The sequence below is a fragment of the Dietzia sp. IN118 genome (assembly GCF_032905965.1).
Classification (GTDB): Bacteria; Actinomycetota; Actinomycetes; order Mycobacteriales; family Mycobacteriaceae; genus Dietzia; species Dietzia kunjamensis.
In genome coordinates, this window is the sequence record NZ_JAUMSR010000001.1 from 2992163 (window position 1) to 3012422 (window position 20260).

The 20260-nt window shown below is 71.0% G+C and carries 21 protein-coding genes; 8 read left to right on the plus strand and 13 right to left on the minus strand.

Annotation, left to right across the window (positions count from 1 at the left end; all coding sequences use genetic code 11):
- Positions 1 to 95 precede the first annotated feature (95 nt).
- Positions 96 to 1136: an NAD(P)H-quinone oxidoreductase gene (locus Q2K20_RS14345; RefSeq protein ID WP_317176876.1), complete on the plus strand. Its 1041-nt coding sequence runs from the start codon at positions 96 to 98 to the stop codon at positions 1134 to 1136.
- Here the strand turns inward: Q2K20_RS14345 and Q2K20_RS14350 are convergent.
- The 6 genes from Q2K20_RS14350 to Q2K20_RS14375 all read right to left on the minus strand — a co-directional run bounded on the left by Q2K20_RS14350 (position 1123) and on the right by Q2K20_RS14375 (position 7400).
- Positions 1123 to 1674, minus strand: coding sequence for a PadR family transcriptional regulator (locus tag Q2K20_RS14350; protein ID WP_317176877.1), 552 nt, complete (start codon positions 1672 to 1674; stop codon positions 1123 to 1125). The genes Q2K20_RS14345 and Q2K20_RS14350 overlap by 14 nt on opposite strands.
- A 4-nt stretch (positions 1675 to 1678) precedes the next feature.
- Positions 1679 to 2659 carry an NAD(P)H-dependent flavin oxidoreductase gene (locus Q2K20_RS14355; protein WP_070720092.1) on the minus strand — a complete coding sequence of 327 codons (981 nt, stop codon included), beginning with the start codon at positions 2657 to 2659 and terminating at the stop codon, positions 1679 to 1681.
- A gap of 141 nt (positions 2660 to 2800) precedes the next feature.
- Positions 2801 to 3439 carry a potassium channel family protein gene (locus Q2K20_RS14360; RefSeq protein WP_256820828.1) on the minus strand — a complete coding sequence of 213 codons (639 nt, stop codon included), beginning with the start codon at positions 3437 to 3439 and terminating at the stop codon, positions 2801 to 2803.
- Between the two features lie 19 nt (positions 3440 to 3458).
- Positions 3459 to 4817, minus strand: a complete 1359-nt coding sequence (locus tag Q2K20_RS14365; protein ID WP_256820881.1) for a TrkH family potassium uptake protein — start codon at positions 4815 to 4817, stop codon at positions 3459 to 3461.
- Between the two features lie 103 nt (positions 4818 to 4920).
- Positions 4921 to 6291, minus strand: a complete 1371-nt coding sequence (locus Q2K20_RS14370) for a polysaccharide pyruvyl transferase family protein (protein WP_317176878.1) — start codon at positions 6289 to 6291, stop codon at positions 4921 to 4923.
- Between the two features lie 92 nt (positions 6292 to 6383).
- The gene (locus Q2K20_RS14375; protein ID WP_067714742.1) at positions 6384 to 7400 is read right to left on the minus strand and encodes an NADP-dependent oxidoreductase; all 1017 of its coding nucleotides are present in this window, start codon (positions 7398 to 7400) and stop codon (positions 6384 to 6386) included.
- Positions 7401 to 7466: 66 nt separating this feature from the next.
- On the opposite strand from Q2K20_RS14375, the gene Q2K20_RS14380 reads away from it, so the two are divergent.
- The 4 genes from Q2K20_RS14380 to Q2K20_RS14395 all read left to right on the plus strand — a co-directional run bounded on the left by Q2K20_RS14380 (position 7467) and on the right by Q2K20_RS14395 (position 10995).
- A complete protein-coding gene (locus Q2K20_RS14380) occupies positions 7467 to 8354 on the plus strand; it encodes an ABC transporter permease (RefSeq protein WP_067714745.1) in 888 nt (295 codons plus the stop codon).
- 12 nt (positions 8355 to 8366) lie between these two features.
- On the plus strand, positions 8367 to 9185 hold the full coding sequence (locus Q2K20_RS14385; RefSeq protein ID WP_067714748.1) for an ABC transporter ATP-binding protein: 819 nt from the start codon (positions 8367 to 8369) through the stop codon (positions 9183 to 9185).
- Positions 9175 to 10296: a glycosyltransferase gene (locus tag Q2K20_RS14390; protein ID WP_240341220.1), complete on the plus strand. Its 1122-nt coding sequence runs from the start codon at positions 9175 to 9177 to the stop codon at positions 10294 to 10296. The genes Q2K20_RS14385 and Q2K20_RS14390 overlap by 11 nt, the downstream gene beginning before the upstream one ends.
- A gap of 93 nt (positions 10297 to 10389) precedes the next feature.
- Entirely contained in the window at positions 10390 to 10995 is a 606-nt protein-coding gene (locus Q2K20_RS14395) for a maleylpyruvate isomerase family mycothiol-dependent enzyme (protein ID WP_067714750.1), read from the plus strand.
- On the opposite strand, the gene Q2K20_RS14400 is transcribed toward Q2K20_RS14395, so the two are convergent.
- Positions 10982 to 11173: a ferredoxin gene (locus Q2K20_RS14400; protein ID WP_007633389.1), complete on the minus strand. Its 192-nt coding sequence runs from the start codon at positions 11171 to 11173 to the stop codon at positions 10982 to 10984. The two genes, Q2K20_RS14395 and Q2K20_RS14400, sit on opposite strands and share 14 nt — an antisense overlap.
- A 149-nt stretch (positions 11174 to 11322) precedes the next feature.
- Between Q2K20_RS14400 and Q2K20_RS14405 the strand changes: the two genes are divergently transcribed.
- Positions 11323 to 11796, plus strand: a complete 474-nt coding sequence (locus Q2K20_RS14405; RefSeq protein WP_067714753.1) for a DUF4442 domain-containing protein — start codon at positions 11323 to 11325, stop codon at positions 11794 to 11796.
- Between the two features lie 93 nt (positions 11797 to 11889).
- The gene (locus Q2K20_RS14410) at positions 11890 to 13089 is read left to right on the plus strand and encodes a TerC/Alx family metal homeostasis membrane protein (protein ID WP_069390375.1); all 1200 of its coding nucleotides are present in this window, start codon (positions 11890 to 11892) and stop codon (positions 13087 to 13089) included.
- 61 nt (positions 13090 to 13150) lie between these two features.
- On the opposite strand, the gene Q2K20_RS14415 is transcribed toward Q2K20_RS14410, so the two are convergent.
- Together Q2K20_RS14415 and Q2K20_RS14420 are read right to left on the minus strand one after the other, a co-directional pair.
- Positions 13151 to 13999: a hypothetical protein gene (locus tag Q2K20_RS14415; protein WP_227022101.1), complete on the minus strand. Its 849-nt coding sequence runs from the start codon at positions 13997 to 13999 to the stop codon at positions 13151 to 13153.
- 107 nt (positions 14000 to 14106) lie between these two features.
- Positions 14107 to 14247 (minus strand): hypothetical protein, encoded by a 141-nt coding sequence (locus tag Q2K20_RS14420; RefSeq protein WP_163375187.1) that lies wholly within the window; start codon positions 14245 to 14247, stop codon positions 14107 to 14109.
- Between the two features lie 227 nt (positions 14248 to 14474).
- On the opposite strand from Q2K20_RS14420, the gene Q2K20_RS14425 reads away from it, so the two are divergent.
- Entirely contained in the window at positions 14475 to 14843 is a 369-nt protein-coding gene (locus tag Q2K20_RS14425) for a RidA family protein (RefSeq protein ID WP_067714759.1), read from the plus strand.
- Positions 14844 to 14858: 15 nt separating this feature from the next.
- Here the strand turns inward: Q2K20_RS14425 and Q2K20_RS14430 are convergent, their stop codons facing one another.
- The 4 genes from Q2K20_RS14430 to Q2K20_RS14445 are packed head-to-tail and all read right to left on the minus strand — an operon-like array spanning position 14859 to position 20245.
- Entirely contained in the window at positions 14859 to 15725 is an 867-nt protein-coding gene (locus Q2K20_RS14430) for a potassium channel family protein (protein WP_159148146.1), read from the minus strand.
- 32 nt (positions 15726 to 15757) lie between these two features.
- On the minus strand, positions 15758 to 17629 hold the full coding sequence (locus tag Q2K20_RS14435; RefSeq protein WP_182635873.1) for a glycosyltransferase: 1872 nt from the start codon (positions 17627 to 17629) through the stop codon (positions 15758 to 15760).
- A gap of 25 nt (positions 17630 to 17654) precedes the next feature.
- A complete protein-coding gene (locus Q2K20_RS14440) occupies positions 17655 to 19715 on the minus strand; it encodes a DUF6541 family protein (RefSeq protein WP_283464813.1) in 2061 nt (686 codons plus the stop codon).
- A gap of 5 nt (positions 19716 to 19720) precedes the next feature.
- Positions 19721 to 20245, minus strand: coding sequence for a GtrA family protein (locus Q2K20_RS14445; protein WP_082923818.1), 525 nt, complete (start codon positions 20243 to 20245; stop codon positions 19721 to 19723).
- Positions 20246 to 20260 lie beyond the last annotated feature (15 nt).

Consider the following 20260-nt stretch of genomic DNA (forward strand, 5'->3'; position numbering starts at 1 on the left):
ACCCGCGTTGACGACGCCGTTCATCGTAGTGGACCGCGGGCGTGCGCACCCAGCCCGCCTGCCCTCGGGTCTCATCCCGGCTACCGTCGGAGGACATGAAGGCAATCGCATATGACAACGGCCCCGACACCCTGCGCCTGACCGAGGTCGACGACCCGGTCGCCTCCGCCGGCGAGGTCCTCATCGATGTCGCGGCCTCCGCGGTGAACCGGGCCGACCTGCTGCAGTCCAGGGGCCACTACCCGCCGCCTCCCGGCGCCTCCGAGATCCTCGGCCTCGAGTGCTCGGGCCGCATCGCCGCGGTCGGCGAGGGCGTGGAGGGCCTGGCGGTGGGCGACGAGGTGTGCGCGCTACTGGCCGGCGGCGGGTACGCGGAGAAGGTCGCCGTCCCGGCCGGTCAGGTCATGCCGGTCCCCGCCGGGGTCTCGCTCCACGAGGCCGCGTCCCTCCCGGAGGTGGCGTGCACCGTGTGGTCGAACCTGGCCATGACGGGAGGGCTCGGCCGCGGCGTCCTGGCCGCGCAGGCCCGATGGGGCGACACGGACCTCGGTGCCCCGCGTGTGCTGATCCACGGCGGCGCCGGCGGCATCGGCTCGCACGCGATCCAGGTGTGCCGCGCCCTCGGGGCCCGCGTGGCCACCACCGCGGGCGGGCCGGAGAAGGTGCAGATGTGCCGCGAACTGGGCGCGGACCTGGTGATCGACTACCGGGACGAGGACTTCGTCGAACGGGTCAGGGACTGGACCGACGACGACGAGCGCGGCCGCGGCGTCGACCTGGTCCTGGACGTGATGGGCGCGAAGTACCTGGAGAAGAACATCGCGTCCCTGGCGCCGGACGGTCGCGTCATCGTCATCGGCCTCCAGGGCGGGGTCAAGGGTGAGCTCAACCTGGGCCGGTTGCTGCCCAAGCGTGCCGGCATCCTCGCGACCAACCTCCGGGCCCGACCCGCGGACGGCCCCGGCGGCAAGACCGGCATCTGCCGGGAGGTCGTCGACCAGGTGTGGCCGATGGTCGCAGCAGGGGACGTCACCACCCGGGTCTCCCGCGAGATCCCGCTCGGCCGGGCCGCAGACGCACTGGCCCTGCTGGAGTCGGGCGAGAGCCACGGCAAGATCCTGCTCACGGTCGACTGAGGCGATCCAGCACGTCGAGGGTCTCGTCGCACCAGCCCACCCACGCCTGCTCCGCCTGGATGCCCAACTTGAGCACCTGGTGTTGGAGCGCACCCCGGACCTCAACGGGGTCGCGGTCCGCGAAGTCCTGCTCCTCGATCTCCCGGTACCGCCGCAGGTTCTCCACCCGCTGGCGGCGGTGGTACCCGAGGGCCCGCCGAAGGTCGTCCACCCTACCCGTGGCCGCGGCCGCGCGGACACGGACCGCGAGGCTCGAGCGCATCGGTTCGGGCTCGTCGTCCTCCCCGATCCACTCCACCAGCAGGGCCCGGCCGGTGTCGGCGACGGCGAACCTCCTGGGTTGTCCCCGCCGCGGCGGTCCCTGCTGCGGCAGCTCGCGGATGAGGCCCGCGGACGCCAGCCGATCGAGCTCGCGATAGATCTGCTGGTGGGTCGCGGGCCAGAAGTACCCGATCGACTTGTCGAACCGGCGGGCGAGTTCGATGCCGCTGCCCTCCCGCTCGGTGAGGGAGGTGAGGATCGCGAACTTCAGCGACATCGGGTCAGCGGGTCGCGGGCAGACCCGCGGTGAGGGCCGCCACCGCGTCGTCGTACTCGGACCGCAGCCGCTCGACCAGCTCGCGGACGGGCCCGACCGAGTCCACCGCGCCCACGCCCTGACCGGCGCCCCAGATGTCGCGCCACGCCTTGGAGTCGGTGGTCCCCCCGGAGCCGAAGTCCATGGCCGAGGGATCGGACTCGGGCAGATCGTCGGGGTTCAGGCCGGCGGCCTCGATACTGCCCCGCAGGTAGTTTCCGTGGATACCGGTGAAGAGGTTGCTGTAGACGATGTCGCCGGCGCCGCTGTCGACGATCATCTGCTTGTAGGCGTCGGTGGCGCGGGACTCCTCGGTCGCGAGGAACGCCGAACCCACGTAGGCGAGGTCGGCACCGGCCGCCTGCGCGGCGAGGATCGAGCGACCGTGGGCGATGGCCCCGGACAGCAGCAGCGGGCCGTCGAACCACTCGCGGATCTCGCTGATCAGCGCGAACGGAGACTGGGTGCCGGCGTGTCCCCCGGCGCCCGCGGCGACCGCGACGAGCCCGTCCGCCCCCTTCTCGACGGCCTTGCGGGCGAACCGGTCGTTGATCACGTCATGCAGGACGATGCCGCCGTACGAATGGACGGCCTCGTTGACCTCCTCGCGCGCGCCGAGGGAGGTGATGACGATCGGCACCTCGTGCTCGACCACGGTGGCCAGGTCCTGCTCGAGCCGATCATTGGAGCGATGGACGATCTGGTTGACCGCGAACGGGGCGACGTACCGGTCGGGATTCGCGGCGGCGAACGCCTCATTGCTCTCCCTGACCTGCTCGATCCACTCGGCCAGCGCCGACTGCGGCCGCGCGTTGAGCGCCGGGAACGACCCGATCACCCCCGCCTGACACTGCGCGGCCACCAGCTCGGGGCCGGAGTAGATGAACATCGGCGAGGCGACCACCGGGACGGTGAGCGGGCCGGCGAGCACTGAGGGAAGGGCCATGAGCAGTCCTTTCGAGAGCGGGGCGGAGCAGACTTCTCCGCTGACCGTACGGTCGCGCCGACTTTCATGCAACTAGTTGCACAAAAGTCGACGGCCTCGCGTCGGCGACAGAACCCACACCTCACGGACGGGAATCGCGGTCTAGGACAGCTCCGCGAAGCGTTCGGTGTCGCGCACCTTGCCGGAGACGATGATGGTGTCCCCCGGGTGCAGGATCGTGTCGGCGGTGGCGTAGGTGAAGCCCTCCCCGGGACGCTTGATCGCCACCACGGTCACGCCGTGGTCCGTGCGGATCGAGGTCGCACCGAGACTGCGACCCGTCGCGAACGCCGGGGCGGTCGTCTTGACCATGGCGAACCCGTCATCGAACTCGATGTAGTCGATCATCCGGCCGCGGACCAGGTGGGCCACCCGCTTGCCCATGTCGTGTTCCGGCCGCACGACATGATGCACACCGATCTGCGTGAGGATCTTGGCGTGGGAGTTGCTGATCGCCTTGGCCCACACGTTCGCCACGCCCATATTGATCAGGGCCGAGGCGGTCAGCAGGCTGGCCTCGAGGTCGGAGCCGATCCCCACCACCGCGCGATCGAACTCGTGCACCGACAACTGACGTAGGGACTCCTCGTCCGTGGTGTCGGCCACCACCGCGTGCGTGAGGCGGTTGGCGATCTTCTGCACGACCGCATCGCTCGCGTCGACACCCAACACCTCCGCGCCCTGGGACATCAACTCCAGGGCGAGCGACTTGCCGAACCGACCCAGACCGAGCACTGCCACGGCGTCCGGCGCTGATTTCCTAGCCAATGAGTGGCCTTTCTGCGGGAAGGTCGTACCGTCGTCCGCGCTGGCGAGCGGCCAGGGCACTGACCATGGTGATCGGGCCGATCCGGCCCAGGTACATCAGTCCGATCAGTATCCACTGACCCCACTCGGGAAGCCGCGCGGTGATGCCGGTGGACAGCCCCACCGTGGCGAACGCGGAAGTGACCTCGAACAACAGTTCATTAAGCCCGAACGGCGTCCCCGCCAGGAGCACGATGGTCGAGACCGTCACCAATCCGATACCGATGAGTGCCACGGCCAACGCCTGGCGCTGGACGCGGGTGTCCACACGGCGGTCGAAGATCGTGACCGATTTCTCGCCCCGCACCTCTGCGACCATGACGAACAGCAGAAGTGCGAAGGTCGTCACCTTGATACCGCCGGCAGTGCCTCCGCTGCCGCCTCCGATGAACATCAACACGTCGGTCACGAGCAGGGTCGCCTCGTCCATCTGCGCGTAGTCGACGCTGTTGAAGCCGGCGGTTCTGGGCATCGTCCCCTGGAACGCGGCCACCAGGACCTTGTCGGCGAAACCGAACGATTGCAGCGTGCGGGTCCACTCCAGCGCCAGGACCGCCGCGAACCCCGCCAACAGCAGGATCGCCGTGACGTGCACGGTCAGCCGGGTGTGCAGGCTCCACCGCGGGTGCTCCCGGGTCGCGGATCCGGACCGGCGGATGCGCCGCCCCACCTCGAACAGGACCGGGAAGCCCAACCCGCCCAGGATCACCGCCACCATCAACGGCACACAGATCCACGGATCGGTGGCGAAGCCGATCACGTTGTCGCTGTACAGCGCGAACCCGGCGTTGTTGAACGCCGAGACCGAATGGAACACGCCCAGCCACAGCGACCGCAGCACCGGCTCGTCGTACCCGACCGCGAAACGAATCGCCAGCGCCGCCGCGGTGACCGCCTCGATCAGCAGACTCATCCGGACCACGCCCACGACCACGCCCCGCACGTCGCCGAGTTCGGCCGCCCGGGCCTCGGCGGCGGTGTTCAACCGTGCCTTGAGCCCGATCCGGTGCGCCAACATCAGCCCCACCAACGAGGCCATGGTCATGATCCCCAGGCCACCGACCTGGATCAGCCCCAGAATGACCGCCTGACCGAATCCCGACCAGTGCACAGGGGTGTCCACCACGATCAACCCGGTCAAGCACATCGCCGACGTCGCCGTGAACAGCGCTGCGGTCACACTGGTGGCGCCGCCGGACGCCACCGCCGCGGGCAGCAGCAGCAACCCGGTCCCCACCGCGATCGCCGCAGCGAAACTCAGGGCGACGACCCGGACCGGACTCAACGTCGCCCAGCCCGCCCACCGCCGCATCACAGACGGTGACACCCGCCCATACGCAGTCACGAGGTCAGACAGTAGACCTCGGCGGCACCGATGAACAGTAGGGGTTTGCGCCCGGTGAACCGGCTGCGTATCACTGCAGCGTGCGGCCCGCAGCCCCCGCGTAGATCTCCTGCGCCAACCGCTCCGCGCCCTCCACGAGCGCGGCGACGGCGGCCGGATCGACTCCACCCGCGGCGGGCACCCGGGAGACGACGGTGCGCGGACCGTCGTCGGCCGCCACGGAACTCCACTGCGATCCGGCGGCGAGCAGCGCCCCGTGCTTGACGTCGTAGTAGGCCGACCCCGACCGCAGTGCCACCCCGGAGGCCCCGCGGGCCGCCGCGAAGAGATGCGGATGGAAACGGGTGGTCAGCCAGACCTGCCCCGGCCGGGCGGGCAGACCCGTGGCCCACAGTTCCTGGAACGGCACGAAACGCGCGCGGGGCAACCGCAGGTCAGCCAGGGCGCGGCCCACCTCGTCGTCGTCGCCGTCGTATCCACCCTGTCCACCGTCGGCGCCGGACGCGGCCGCCGCGCGCGCACACACCCTGTCCCACACCACCCGGTCCCCACCGGGGATCGACTCGACGACGGTGATCCGCTCGCCCGGCACCGCCCACGCGGCGAGGATCCGCGCGACGGTGGCGGCGAGGACCTCCGGCTCCACCAGGTCGGACTGGGCGCAGAGCACCAGGTCGCGGCACGCGTCCGGGTCGGGCGAGTAGACGGGGTGGTCGCCGGCCTCGACGACACCCGCCGCCGACAGGGCGAGCCAGCCGTCGTCGGCCACGTGGCGGACCGGCACCCCCGTGCCCGCGAGGAGCTCGAACGAGTCGGCGTCACGGACGGTGACCAGGTCGTAGTCACGCAACGCCCCCGCCAACCGTCCGGCGTCCCCGCACGGCACGAACCCCTGACCGGTGGCCACCACGCGCGCGCCCGCCGCCCGGCCGGCCTCCCCCGCCGCCGCGACCACGCCCAGGTGGTGCGGCCACAGGTCGTTGACGAAGCCGCCGCCGATGAGGTGGACCACAGACGCGCTGCGCAGCAGGTCGATGCCCGTGGCCAGCGCCGGACGCAGCCCGGGGTCGCCCACCGCGGCGCGACAGAACCCGATCGCCTCGTCGGCGCCGGTGTGCTCGGAGGCCAGGCGCCACAGGGTGTCGGTGAAGAGCACGTCCGGGTGCTCGGAATGGTGCAGGACCGCCGCCTGGCCGGGCGTGTGGCAGTCCACCACGACGGGCGTCCCCGGCAGTGCGTGCCGCAGGTAGCGCAGCCACCCCGCCAACAGCTGCTCGTCGCCGTGGTTGGGGTGACCGGCCGGAGCGACGAGGTACACGGGCCGCTGGCCCTCCCGCGGCCGGCCCCACCGGGCGTCCGCGGTGGCGCGCGCGGCGTCGAGCCGGCGACGGGCCCGTCGTCTCAGGCGGGCGGCGGGCGCGGCTCGGCGAGTCGGCGTCATGACGTCAACCCTGCCGCACCCCCGTGGCGCCCCGCCTCCCGGGTCAGACCGCCGCCGGCCGCCGGACCGGACTGGGGGTCAGATCGGTGGGATCAGATCCGCACGAGCATCTTGCCCACGTTCGCGCCCTTCATCAGATCGAGGAACGCGTCGACCGAGTTGTCGATGCCGTCGACGACGGTCTCGTCGAACACGATCTCGCCCGAGGCGACCCACGGGCCGACCTTCTCCGCGAACTCCTTGAACAGATGCATGTACTTGTTCACCGTGAAGCCCTGCAGGGTGAGGCCGCGGGTGATGGCGTGCCACATGTTGTCCGGCCCCGGCGCACGCTCGGTGGCGTTGTACGAACTGATCGCGCCGCACAGGGCCAGTCGGCCCCCGTCGTTCATCAGGTCGAGCGCGGCCTCGAGGTGGTCACCGCCCACGTTGTCGAAGTAGACGTCGATACCCTCACCGTCGCGGGCGCCGAAGTGCCCCCGCAGGAGCTCACGGACCGAGCCGTCCTTGTAATTGATCGCGGCGTCGAAGCCGTAGCGCTCCGTGCACGTGGCGACCTTCTCCGCGCTGCCGGCCGAGCCGATGATCTTGGACGCGCCCTCGAGCCTGGCGATCTGGCCCACCGCGGAGCCGACGGAACCCGCCGCACCCGAGACGAACACCGACTCGCCCGCCCGGAACCGTCCGATGTGCATGAGGCCCACGTACGCCGTGAGCCCGGTGGTGCCGAGGATGCCCAGGTACGCCGAGACCGGCACGCCGTCGATCTCCTCCACCACGCGGAACTGCCGACCGTCGGCCTGCGCGACGTCGCGCCACCCCAGGTCGTGCAGGACCACCGCACCGACGGGGTGGGCGTCGGACCGCGACTCGACGACGCGCCCCACCGCGGCACCGGTCATGGTCTCGTCGAGCTCGAACGGCGGGATGTAGGAGCGCCCCTCGTTCATGCGGCCGCGCATGTAGGGGTCCACGGAGACGTACTCGTTGGCCACCCGCACCTCGCCCTCGGCGAGCTCGGGCAGGTCGACGGTGACCGTGCGGAAGTTGTCGTGGGTCGGCCATCCACGTGGGCGGCTGGCGAGCTGGATCTGCGTACTGGTCGTCATCTCTACTGTCTACGCGCACTCGCTGCGGGGCTGCCACCGCCGGCCGCTCTAGTAGGCTTCCCGATCGTGCAGGACCAGCCCCTTCCCGATCCCACCCCGGCGACGCTCCCCGACGAGCGCGTGCGCGGCGAGATCGTCAACGACTCCCACACCTTCCGCCGGGCCATCGCCGACCTGCGGCAGGGGCTCAGCCAGCGCGAGCTGTGGTTGTCCCTGGGATGGCAGGACATCAAACAGCGCTACCGGCGGTCCACGCTCGGACCCCTGTGGATCACCATCGCCACCGGTGTCATGGCCGTCGCGCTCGGCCTGCTGTACTCGATCCTCTTCCAGATCCCGCTCGCCGAGTTCCTCCCGCACGTCACCGTGGGCCTCATCATGTGGGGCTTCATCTCCGGGTGCATCAAGGAGGGCTCCGAGGTCTTCATCGCCAACGAAGGCCTGATCAAGCAGTTGCCCAGCGCGTTGAGCGTCCACGTCTACCGCCTGGTCTGGCGGCAGTTCCTGTTCCTGTGTCACAACCTGGTGATCTGGGTGGTGCTCATGCTGGTCTTCCCGCGCCCCCTGGGCTGGGACCTGCTGCTGTCCGTCCTGGGACTGGCGGTGCTCATGATCAACGGCGTCTGGGTGGCCATGCTGTTCGGCATCCTCGCCACCCGGTTCCGCGACATCGCGCCGCTGCTGGACTCGATGGTGCAGCTGCTGTTCTACATGACCCCCATCGTCTGGACCACGCAGACGCTCTACGAGCAGGGCGGGGAGATCGCCGAGCGGGCCCGGATCGCCGAGCTCAACCCGCTCTACCACTACCTCGAGATCGTCCGCGCCCCCATGCTCGGGGAACCCACCGCCGCCTATCACTGGTGGATCGTCCTGGGCTGCACCGCCGTCGGTCTGGTCCTCGCGTTCGTGGCCCTGCGCCAGTTCCGCTCCCGAGTCCCGTACTGGGTGTAGGAGAAATATCCCATGAGCTCCGCTGTCCCCACGCCCGGCGGCGTGTCCATCGACTGCGTGGACGCCTGCGTCGACTTCCCGATCTTCGACGCCAAGTCGCGATCGCTCAAGAAGGCCGTGCTGGGATCCGCCGGCGGCGCGATCGGCCGGAACGCGTCCAACGTCGTCGTCGTCGAGGCCCTCAAGGACATCACCCTCTCCCTCCGGGAGGGCGACCGCATCGGGCTGGTCGGCCACAACGGGGCCGGCAAGTCCACGCTGCTGCGCCTGCTCTCCGGCATCTACGAGCCCACCCGCGGGGCCGCCCGGATCCGCGGTCGCGTGGCGCCGGTCTTCGACCTGGGCGTCGGCATGGACCCGGAGATCTCGGGCTACGAGAACATCATCATCCGCGGGCTGTTCCTCGGGCAGACGCGCAAGCAGATGAAGGCGAAGGTCGAGGAGATCGCCGACTTCACCGAGCTCGGCGAGTACCTCGACATGCCACTGCGCACCTACTCCACCGGCATGCGCGTCCGCCTGGCGATGGGGGTGGTGACCTCCATCGACCCCGAGATCCTGCTGCTCGACGAGGGCATCGGTGCCGTGGACGCGGAGTTCATGAAGAAGGCGCGGGTCAAGCTCGCCGAGCTGGTCTCCCGCTCCGGCATCCTCGTGTTCGCCTCACACTCCAACGAATTCCTCGCGCAGCTGTGCGACTCGGCCATGTGGGTCGACCACGGCCGGATCCGCCAGCGCGGCAGCATCGAGGAGATCGTCACCGCCTATGAGGGCCCCGAGGCCGGGCGCTCGATCGGCGAGTACATCGGCAGGATGCACCATGAGGACTGAGCGGCAGGGCGCGGGCCGCCCGGGCGGTGCGGGCGACACGCCCGGGTCGGACGCCCCTGCGGTGATGGGCTCGGACCTGCGCGCCCAGAATGGTCCCGACACGCAGCACAACCCCGCCGGAAGCGAGCATTCCGCCAGCGCAACCCAGCGGGGCGGCGACGGGCGGCGCGTCGTGGCCGTGGTGGTCACGCACCGCCGGCTGGAGCAGCTGCGCGCCTCGCTCGAGGTGGTGTGCGGCCAGACCCGCCCGATCGACCACCTGGTGGTGATCGACAATGCCGACGAGCAGGCCGTGCGAGAACTGGTCGAAGCCCAGCCGGTCGAGGCCACGTACATCGGCTCAAAGCACAACCTGGGTGGCGCGGGCGGGTTCGCACTGGGGATGCTCCACGCCCTGGCCACCGGGGCGGGCCTGGTGTGGTGCGCCGACGACGATGGCCGCCCCGAGGGGCCCGAGGTGCTGGCGACCCTGCTGGGCTGCATGGACCGCCACGGGCTGGCCGAGGTGTCGCCGGTGGTGTGCGACCTCGACGATCCCGACCGTCTGGCGTTCCCGCTGCGGCGCGGCCTGGTGTGGCGACGACACCGCTCCGAGCTGTTCACGGTCGGCGGGGCCGGTGGGACGGGCGGGGCCGGTGGGACGGGCGGGCCCGCGGCACCGGCCGAGGACCTGCTGCCCGGCATCGCGTCGCTGTTCAACGGCGCGCTGTTCACCGCCGACTGCCTGGACCGGGTGGGCGTTCCGGATCTACGGCTGTTCATCCGCGGCGACGAGGTGGAGATGCACCGCCGCCTGGTCCGCTCCGGCCAGCCCTTCGGCACCTGCCTGACCACCGCCTACCTGCACCCGCAGGGCTCGGACGAGTTCAAGCCGATCCTCGGCGGCCGGATGCACACCCAGTTCCCCGACGACCCGGTCAAACGCCACTTCACCTACCGCAACCGCGGGTACGTGCTCACCCAGCCCGGCAATCGGCGACTCATCCCCCAGGAGATCCTGCGCTTCGGCTGGTATTTCCTGGTGACGAGGCGCGACCCGGCGGGCCTGCGCGAGTGGCTGCGACTGCAGCGGATGGGCGCCGGCGAGCGGTTCGACAAGCCCGGCGGCTGACCCACGAAATCCGCTACCGCGAATCCGGATCCGCTATGCCGATTGGACTCGCGGATCCGGAGGTGGAGTAGCGGATTTTGGCAGGATGGGTCCATGACCGACTGGATCGCCCTGCAGTCCCGCGCCGCCGACCTCTACGACGAGGTCCTGCCCGCCATCACCGACTGGGACGCCGCCACCCCCTGCAGCGACTGGACGGCGCACGAGGTGCTGGCTCACGTGGTCGACGAGCAATTGTGGGTGCCGGGGTTGCTGGCCGGCGGCACCGTCGACGAGGTGGCCGACGATCTGGAGGACCGCCTGCGTCGGCTCCACGAGGCGACCGGGCCGGAGCTGGTCACCGACTGGCACGCGATCCGCCCGCCGGTGGCGGCGGCGTGGCGAGGGACCCCGGACGACGACGAGGTGCACCTGTCCTACGGGCTGGCGCCCGCGAAGCACTACCTGGCGCAACAGGTGTTCGACCTCGCCGTCCACGCGTGGGATCTCGCCGTCTCCCAGCGGATCGACCTGCGGTGGGGCGACGAGCTCGATCGGGCCGTGCTGGAGTTCGTCCGGGCAGATCTCGCCGACAACCCGGCCCCGGAACTCTTCGATCCCCCGGTGCCCGGCTACGAGGGGCCGGACGTCCCCGCCCGGGACACGGCGCTGGCGCTGACCGGACGCGATCCGGGGGCGTGGCCCGTCAGGCCTCTCTGAGAGCAGCCATCGGGCACTTCGCGACGGCCTTCCGTGCCCGCTTCTCGTGCTCCTCGGGGACCTCATCGACGATGACGCGCACCACCTCGTCGTCGTCCCCCAGCTCGAACACTGCGGGGGCGAGCCCGACGCACACCGCCTGGCCCTCGCACCGGTCCGGATCCACGATGATCCTCATGACGTGCCTCCTCGTCGTCGGCCACGATCGGTTCCGTGGTCGGACCCCTGAACTTAGACAAATCGGTGCTTTTTGTCTAGGGAATTCGTGTTTTCGTCACCGGATCGCAGCCGCCCCGAACTGATCCGCCGGTAAGTTAAGCTCGCCCCGTGCCCAAGACGCTGCTGCACCGATACACCTCGAGCCCCCGGGCGTTCCCGGTCCTGGCCTCGCTCTATCCACCCCTGCTGGGCTCGGGGATCCGCATCCGCCACGTCGCGCCGGACTGGACCCGCGGGGAGCTCGACATGCACGTGGCCCCGTGGACGGCCAACACCAACGGCACCGCGTTCGGCGGCGCGCTGTTCGCCGCCACCGACGTGCTCTACGGGGCGCTGCTGTCCGGGCAGCTCGGCACCGGTTACCAGGTGTGGACCAAGTCCGCGACGATCGACTTCCGTACCCCCGGACGCGGTCGTCTGCGGTGCGTCGTGGAGGTCCCCCGCGTGGAGGCCGACTCCATCCGTGAGCAGCTGACCGCGCGGCCCCGGACGAGCATCGTCCACACGGCCCTGGTCACCGACGCCCGCGGCGGGACGGTCGTGGAGGCCCGGCACACGATGTCGATCCGCCGCAGGGATTGACGGGCAGCGGTCAAAACCTCCGCCGGGGGTCTCCCGCCGCCGGACACGGGTAGGATAATCCGGTCCCAGGCCCTCCCCGGAAAGGAACCCCCGTTGGGAGCCACCCCGCTCGCATGGTCGTTGTCAGTCGGCCTCATCATCGCCCTGTTGCTGTTCGACTACTTCTTTCACGTGCGCAAGGAGCACATCCCCACCCTCAAGGAGTCGGCCATCTGGTCCGCGCTCTACGTGGGGATCGCCCTGATCTTCGGCGGCGTGGTGTGGATCTTCGGCGGCACAGACATGGGCGTGGAGTACTTCGCCGGGTACATCACCGAGAAGGCGCTCTCGGTGGACAACCTGTTCGTGTTCCTGCTGCTGCTCACCAGTTTCAAGGTGCCGCGTGCGGGCCAGCAGAAGGCACTGCTGTTCGGCATCGTGTTCTCGATCATCGCGCGGACCGCGTTCATCTTCGTGGGCGCCGCGCTGCTCAACAAGTTCGCCGTCCTGTTCTACATCTTCGGCCTGTTCCTCATCGTCACCGCCGGACGTCTGCTGGCCGAGGACGACGAGGACGACGACGCCGACAACGTGGTGGTGCGCCTGGCCAAGCGATTCATCCCGGCCACCGACCACTACGACCACGACAAGCTGTTCACCATCGAGAACGGCAAGCGCGTCATGACGCCGATGATGATCGTCATGGTCGCCATCGGCGGCACCGACATCATGTTCGCGCTGGATTCGATCCCCGCGATCTTCGGTCTCACCCAGAACGTCTTCATCGTCTTCACCGCCACCACGTTCTCGCTGCTCGGCCTGCGCCAGCTGTACTTCCTGCTCGACGGCCTGCTCGACCGGCTCGTCTACCTCAAGTACGGGCTGGCCGCGATCCTCGGCTTCATCGGCGTCAAGCTCATCCTCCACGCCCTGCACGAGAACAACCTCCCGTTCATCAACGGTGGCGAGCACGTGGACGTGGTGGAGGTCCCCACGTTCCTCTCGCTGGGCATCATCGTTGGTGTGCTCGTGGTGACGGTCCTCGGCTCCCTGCTCAGCCCGGCCGGCAAGGCGCTCACGGTGCTCGGCAACCTCAAGCGACACTCGCTCGAATACCTCGACAAGGACTTCGTCGACGATCCGGTCGAGCGGGCGAAGCTGTGGGCGAAGATCGTCGAAAACGAGGACAAGCTCAAGGACATCGAGCGCAGGTACTTCGGCAGCGAGGGCGACGTGTGGGAGCTTGAGCAGCTCCTGCGGAGGGTCTGGGACGAGCAGGGCCGCTACGAGAAGGCGACCGACTACACCCGCTGACGCCGGCGGCGGGGCCGGGCCTTACCGGGGCTTCCTCACCGGGGTTCCTGACCCGGGCTCCTCACCAGGGGCTGCCTGACCACATGCCGTGCGGATCCACCGCGCCGTCCTCGCGCAACGGGGACCGGACCTCCGTCGATGGCCAGCGCGACCTCAGCACCGCCGCCGCGCGGTGCCCTTCCCCCCGACCTCCCGGAGGCGTGAGCGCGGCTGGCCCGGCAAACGGAGCGGGCACAGCGGACGGAGCGGGCGCCGCGGCCCCCTCCGGAGAGACGGGTCCTCGGACGACGATCACCGTCCATCCGGCCCGACGCAAGTGCTCCCGGTAGCGCTCGGCGGGTCTCCCGAACGACGGGGCCCGCCCGCCGGGCGTGAACACCACGCACCGGTCGAAGGGATCGGCGAGCGGCAACTCCACCGTGAAGTGCCCCAGCCGGACCGTGTGCCCGTGCCCGAACGTCCCGCACCCCGCCGCCGCCAACTCGAGCCGGGCCCGGGTCGACGCGACCGATCCCGACAGCGGATCCGCCGCCCCGGCGACCTCACGGAAGGCCCTCGCACCACGCCCGGCGGGATGCCCGGCGGCGCCCGACAACTGGCCCGGCAGTTCGGGCAGCATCCCGCACAGCCGCTCCACCGCGACGACCGCGTCCTCGAACGACAGATCTCCGGCCAGGTCCCGGCAGGTCCGCAGCGGGGTGGTCACACGCAACCCGTCGATCTCCGTGACAGCGGACGGGGGCATCGAACCGTAGCGGTACACCCTGCCCGGACGCGACCTGCGCGTCGACGGCAGCCAGATCTCGGGTGGCGCGTCCGCGGGCGCGGAGTCGTCGCCCCACAGCAGGGCGGCGCTGCGCCCGCGCAGCACCCCTCCGGGCCAGGTCCGCGCCAGCGCGACGCTGCGCATGCGGAGATCGTCCCGTTGGTCCTCCCGCCGGTACATTCCGTGCCAGATCCGCCGATAGCGCGCGCGGTCAGCGGGATCCGGTACCGCGACGGCGAGTTCGGCCGTGGTCAGCGGGCCGGGTGGCAGAACGCCCCGTGCACCCCGTGTTCCCTGTGCGCCGCGGCGGATTCTGCCCGGTGGTGGCGGGTCGCCGGCCACCGTCTCCGCACCGCGTCCTCCCGCATCGAGGACTCGGGCACGGGACGCATCTGGGATCTCCATACCCGTCACTGTGGCGCACGGAGCCGTTGCTCTAGGGCCGGGAAGCCGCCTTCCGGGCGGCGTCTGTGGAGAACGCCACACCTGTGGAATCTCACGACCCACCGCTGTTACACGCAGCTAGCTAACTCGACTCATCGTCCGCCGAGGATCAACCTGTCACACCGACTCACAGACGGAGGAAAAGATTCAGAAGGAAATCGTCGTTCCCGAGGACATGGCCCACTTGGTGGAGCGGTTCAACTACTCACCGGCAGTGAAGGTCGGCAGCCTGATCTACTGCTCGGGCCAGGCCGGGCGGGACTCGGAGATGAACGTCATCGACAGCAGCCTCGAGGATCACTTCGTGGCGGCCTGGGAGAACCTGGGCACGGTACTCCGGGCCGGCGGGTCGGATTTCGAGCACATCGTGGAGATGACCACGTACCACGTCGGTCTCCAGGACCACCTGCCCCTGTTCCTCGACGTCCGCAGCCGCTACATCCCCCGGACGGACGTCCCCACGGCGTGGAGTGCGATCGGCGTCAGCGAGCTGACGTTCCCCGGCCAGCTCGTCGAGTTGAAGGCGGTGGCCCTGGTGCCGTGATCGACCGCCGGCCCCCTAGGGGTGGTGCTCGCGGAGATAGGCGGAGAACACCTGCTCCGGGGGGCCACCGCGGTGCAGGAACTGCTGGTCCAGCGTCGCCGCGAGCCGCTCCAGTGCCACCGAGAGCTGGCAGCGACCCAGCTCCACGGCGGCCGGCGACCCCGCCGGGCCGGGTTCGGACAGTCGCACCGCGCCGGCCAGCTGTCGTGGCAGGGACAGGTCCGCGGACCGCTCGCGGAAGTAGAAGCCCTCGGAGTGCTGGAAGAAGTCGATCCGGACCTCCTCGACCCTGTCTGCCACCGCCGTCAACTGGGCACACACCGGCTCCGCCGGCAGGTCCGGGATCCGCCCCGCGAAGTCGACCTCGTCCAGACGCGACAGTTCCTGCGCCAACGCCCGCCGCCGCAACAAGGGCGGATACACCTGGTTGAACCAGGTCAGTGCCCCGGTGAGCAGGGCGAATCCCGTCAACGCCTGGAACGGTGTGATCCACCGGATCCACGAATCGGAGGGGACCATGTCGCCGAACCCCAGGGTGGCCAGCGTGACGAACGAGAAGTACAGGGCCTCGACGAACGCCGGGAGACTGTCCGGATCGATCCCGTCGGAGTAGGTGAAGTCCGCGGGCACGTGCGGGTAGTAGATCACTCCCCAGCCCAGACCCTGGAGCACCACCCACAGCAGGATGACCGTCACCAGGGCCGCCGGACCCACCGCGCTGCCCACCCGGTGGCCCGTCGCCCGGGACACCCGCCACATCCCCGCGAACACCCAGGGACTCAGGTACCCGGTGCCCCCGGGGTGCATCAGCGTGTGGAACACGTCCATCAACACCACCGCGATGAGCGCCACGCCCACCGCCGTCAGCACGATCTCGACCATCACCCCACCCTAAGCGGCGAGCGGACGGCGGGTCAGAGTCCGTACAGCCGCGCCCAGTTCTCCCGCGTGGTGAGCCCGGCCTGCGCGGCACGCCACCGCTCCTGGGCGGCCGGGGCCTCCCGGACGAACCGGGCGAGCAGCGAGACCAGCCGCTTCTGCAGCTCGGTGGCCCGCGCCGGGTCCACCTTGCGGTGGTGCACCCCGGTCTGCGAGGCGTCGGTCACGTACACCTCGTCGAACAGGGAGACGTGCCACCAGGCCGCGTCCTCGTAGGGGATCGCCACCACACCGCGGCGCTGCCGGCCCAACTTCTGTAAGAGCAGCCGCTTGGCGAGCACCTGGTCCTCGCGGTCCTCCCTCGGGATCCCCACCTTGCGCCGGACACCGATCCCGGCGGGCAGGGCCTCCACCCCGAGCTTGGCGGTCTCCGGGTACCGCGCGCGCTCGGCGCGGATCGCGGCCAGCGCGGCCTGACCGCCGTCACCGACGCCGTGGGTGCCGTCGGGCCCGTCGAGGAACGCCTCGATCCCGCGCAGGCGGGTGGCGGCGAGCCCGTACTGCATGCCCGCCACCGCGCGCAGGACGCTCCGGGCGAGGTTCTTGGCCATGTCCTTCGGGTCGATCCCCTGCCGGACCGCCGCTGTGGTCAACGAGTTGCGCAGGGAGAAGAACTGGCCGAAGTCGTCGCCGTCCTTCCAGTAGAAGTCCGCGTGCCACACCGCCGCGCCCTGCAGGGTGCACGTGGGCATCCCCGCCTGGCGGCAGCGCAGGCCGTACTCGATGTCGTCCCACTGGAAGAAGTACGGCATGGGGAGTCCGACGCGCTCCACGGCCTCGCCGGGGACGAGGCAGGACCACCACGCGTTGTACTCGGCGTCGATCCGCCGCTCCTGCCGGCCCGCGACCACCGACTCGTCACGCAGCGCGAACTCGTCGGCGTCCAACCCGCCCCGGAGCTCGTCGAGCTGCGTCCGTTCGGCCGAGACCAGCAGGTAGTCCGGGTTGAACAGGTACAGCATCTGGGCACCCACGAGCATCGGTTCGCGGGTGACGGCGGCGAAGGCGAACAGGCGCAGCACCGTCTCGGGCTCCACCCGGACGTCGTCGTCCATGAGCAGCACGTCCACCGGCCCCGGGCCGTCCGGGGCCGTGGCCTCGTACAGCCCGCGGCTGAAGCCGCCGGCACCGCCGAGGTTGGGCTGACGCAGGTAGTGCAGCCGGTCGCCGAACTCCTCCGCCGCGTGCCGGAACGGATCGCGGGTCTCCACGAGGTCGGTGCCCTGGTCCGTGACATAGAGGTCGTCGATCAGGTCCGCGACGAGGGGATCCGAGGCCAGCGAGTCGACCGTGGCCGCACAGTCATCCGCCCGGTTGAACGTGCAGATGGCCACGGCGGCGCGGCGGGCGGGCCTCGTCGTCGTCGTACTCCACTCCACCTCCGACACCGTCGCCGGCGCGTCGACGGCGTGCACCTCCAGCCACATCGCGCCACCGTCGGTGAACGTGTCCACCGGCACGTCCAACACCGCCATACCGTCGCCGTGGTGGTGGACCACCTCCACCGTCCGCACGTGGGAGCCGATGTCCGAGGCGCGCACCAGCACGTCGACCTGCCCGACGGTCTCCACCGACACCCGTACGGTCAGGTCGGTGACGGAGGTCCAGCGCTGCCAGTAGGACGCCTCGAACCGGCCGAAGTAGGTGTTGGTGTCGACGATCGCGCCGGGCTCCAGGTGCAGCTCGGTGCGTGTGCGGCGCACCACGCCCCGCGTGATCCGCGAGTACAGGTCGTCGTTGACCCACCGGCGCGGGCCGGAGAACAGGGTGCGCTGGAGCAGCAGATCGCGCTCGGGCCGGTCGGTCCCGGTGTCGGCGTCTGCGGTTGTCACGGTGGTGGCGTCCATGGGGCGATGCGCTCCTGGGAGTCGGTTAGGCGGTGCCGTCCAGGCTAGCCCCCGGGCCGGGGGGCGCCGCCTCGACGACCGGTGAGTCGGTGTTCGGGGGCTGCCCCGGCGGCGTCACCGGGGGGATGCCGGGTGGCGGGGGCAGCGGCTGGTGGTCCGCGGGCACCGGCAGGACCTCGTACAGACGGGCGCCCGGAGTGGCCTCCACCAGCCGCAGGTTCGGGTTGAGGTGCAGCCCGATGAACCCACCCGGCCGGCCCGGCCCGCCCACGGACTCCGTCCCGACGATCACCCAGCGCACGTCCCGGAGTTGCATCTCGCGGGTGACGGTCGGGTCGAAACCGTAGCGGTTGACCGAGGTGTACAGCGTCATGCGGTCGGCGCCGACCTGCGCGACCGGGTCGTCGGCGAGCGGCGCCCCGAACACCACCGGCACCCCGTGGAGCGCGTAGACCCAGGCGGTGCCGTCGAACGGGTCGTTCAGGGCCACCCCGCCGTCGTACCTCTCCCCCAGCGCGTCCAGCACGAGCCGCTCGTCGGCGGTGACCGCGGGCCCGTCGGCGTACCCCCAGGCGGTCAGGTCCCGCGCCATCACCGCGTGCCCGGAGGCGGTGAGCAGGGCCAGCGCCGCCGCCACGGCCACGCCGACCCGGGCCGCCGGCCGGCGCAGCGACCCGCGCGGAACCAGCGCCCGCACGCCGGCCCCGGCCAGCACCGCCGAGGGCAGGACGAGCAGCGACGCGAACCGGTAGAAGTCGTCCCACCAGAAGCCGGTGAACGTCCGCACCCAGTCGCCCCGGACGGCCGCGGCCAGGACGTACAGGGTCCCGTAGACGAGGAGCGCGGCGACGGGGGCGGCGAGCGGGCGACGCCGCCGCGGGTCGGCGACCGCCGTCGCCAGTCCCACGATCACCGCCACGGCCATGCCCACCGAGGCCACCGCCGTGGGACCGAGGTCGAGCACCGCGGCGACCGCCCGCGCCACACCCGCCTCCCGTGGCCACGAGAACCCGGCGAGCGACTGGGTGGTCCCGGACGACACCATGCTCACCGACCACCCGACGTACGCCCCCGCGGGCACGGCGGCCAGGACGAACGCGCCCAGCACCGTCAGCCGCGGGCGCAGGCCGGGAGCGGCGGCCAGCCCGGCGAGGGCCTGCGCGGCGAGCGGGATCGCCGCGGCCAGTGCCACCGACGGGTGCACCGACCACGCCCCGGCCATCCCGGCGCCCAGGAGCAGCGCGTGCGCGGGCATCCGGGACCGACGGGCGGCGAGGTGCTCACCCAGCAGGAGCAGTCCGGGGATCACCGCGACGCCCAGCGCGAACGGCAGTACGGGTCCGCGCACCAGGGCGAGGTACGGGAACGTCCACGCCGACGCGGCGACCGCCGCGGCCGCCACCGCCGCGAGTCGGGACCCCCCGCAGAGGCGGGCCGCCAGGACCGCGACCCCCAGCACGAACACCACCCCGGTCGCCGCGGAGACGGCGCCCAGGGCCTCCGGCAGGCCGCCTCCGGGCAGCCCGACCAGCAGCGACGCGAACGCGTGATAGGTGTCCGGGTAGAAGAAGTGCGGGTTGGCGGGCTGGCTCACCGGCGCGAGGTCGGTCAGGCCGGCCCGCCCGGTCTCGGCGATGAACCGGGTGGCGCCGCCGTGGAAGATGGCGTCCCAGCCCTGGGGAATGGCGGTGAGACCGCGGGTGGCGACGAGGATGTGGGCGACCGGGATCACCGCGAGGACGACGACGACGAGGTCCGCCACCCCCGGGCCCGGCCCGCCGCGGCGGGGGTCGTCGTCGTCCTCCCCCTCGCCACGCCGCCACGTCTCCCGGTCGGTGACCCGGGACGCGATACCCACGACGACGGCGCAGACCAGCGCGGCGAGCGCAGTCACCCCGGCCGAGACGACGCCCCAGCGCAGGTCCACCGCGGCGGTGACCGCGCTGCCGACCGCCACCACCGCGAGCGTCAGCGCCGGCCCGGCCGCCACCGCGTCCCGCCACCGGGTGCCGGCGGCCAGGCAGACCACCGCCCCCGGCAACACCACCAGCGCCACCGCGGCGAGCAGGACGAGCGCGACCGTCACGGTGCTCAGCGCACCCGGAAGATCACGGTCCGTTGGACGATGAAGTTGGTGACCGTGGCGACGCCCTGGGCGATGACGTAGGCCACGGTCGTGGCCCAGAACGGGCTCCAGTCCATACCGAGGAACCACGGTGTCAGCACCATGAACAGGCCCCACTGCACGCCGAACATCAGCGCGTAGAGGCCCATCGTGGCGATGAACCGGGCGCGCGACGGCTCGGCCTGGAACGTCCACCGGCGGTTGAAGGAGTAGGCGGTGAGCGTGCCGGCGACGAAGGACAGCGCCTTGGCCGTGCCGTAGTCCAGGCCGAGGACCCTGAGCAGCTGGAGGAGCCCGTAGTCGACGATCGCCGACAGCACGCCGGTCAGGAAGAACCGGACGGCCTGCGTCTTCAGGTCGGTCGGGCGGGCCGGGTCGGACTCGTGGCGGGCCTCGAGGGGGTCCACGGCGCCCCGCAGGGAGTCGAGGACGGAGTCCTCCGGCGGGTCCGCCGGGCTGCCGTGGATGGGTCCGCCGCTGGATGTCGTCACGCGACCAGGGTAGAT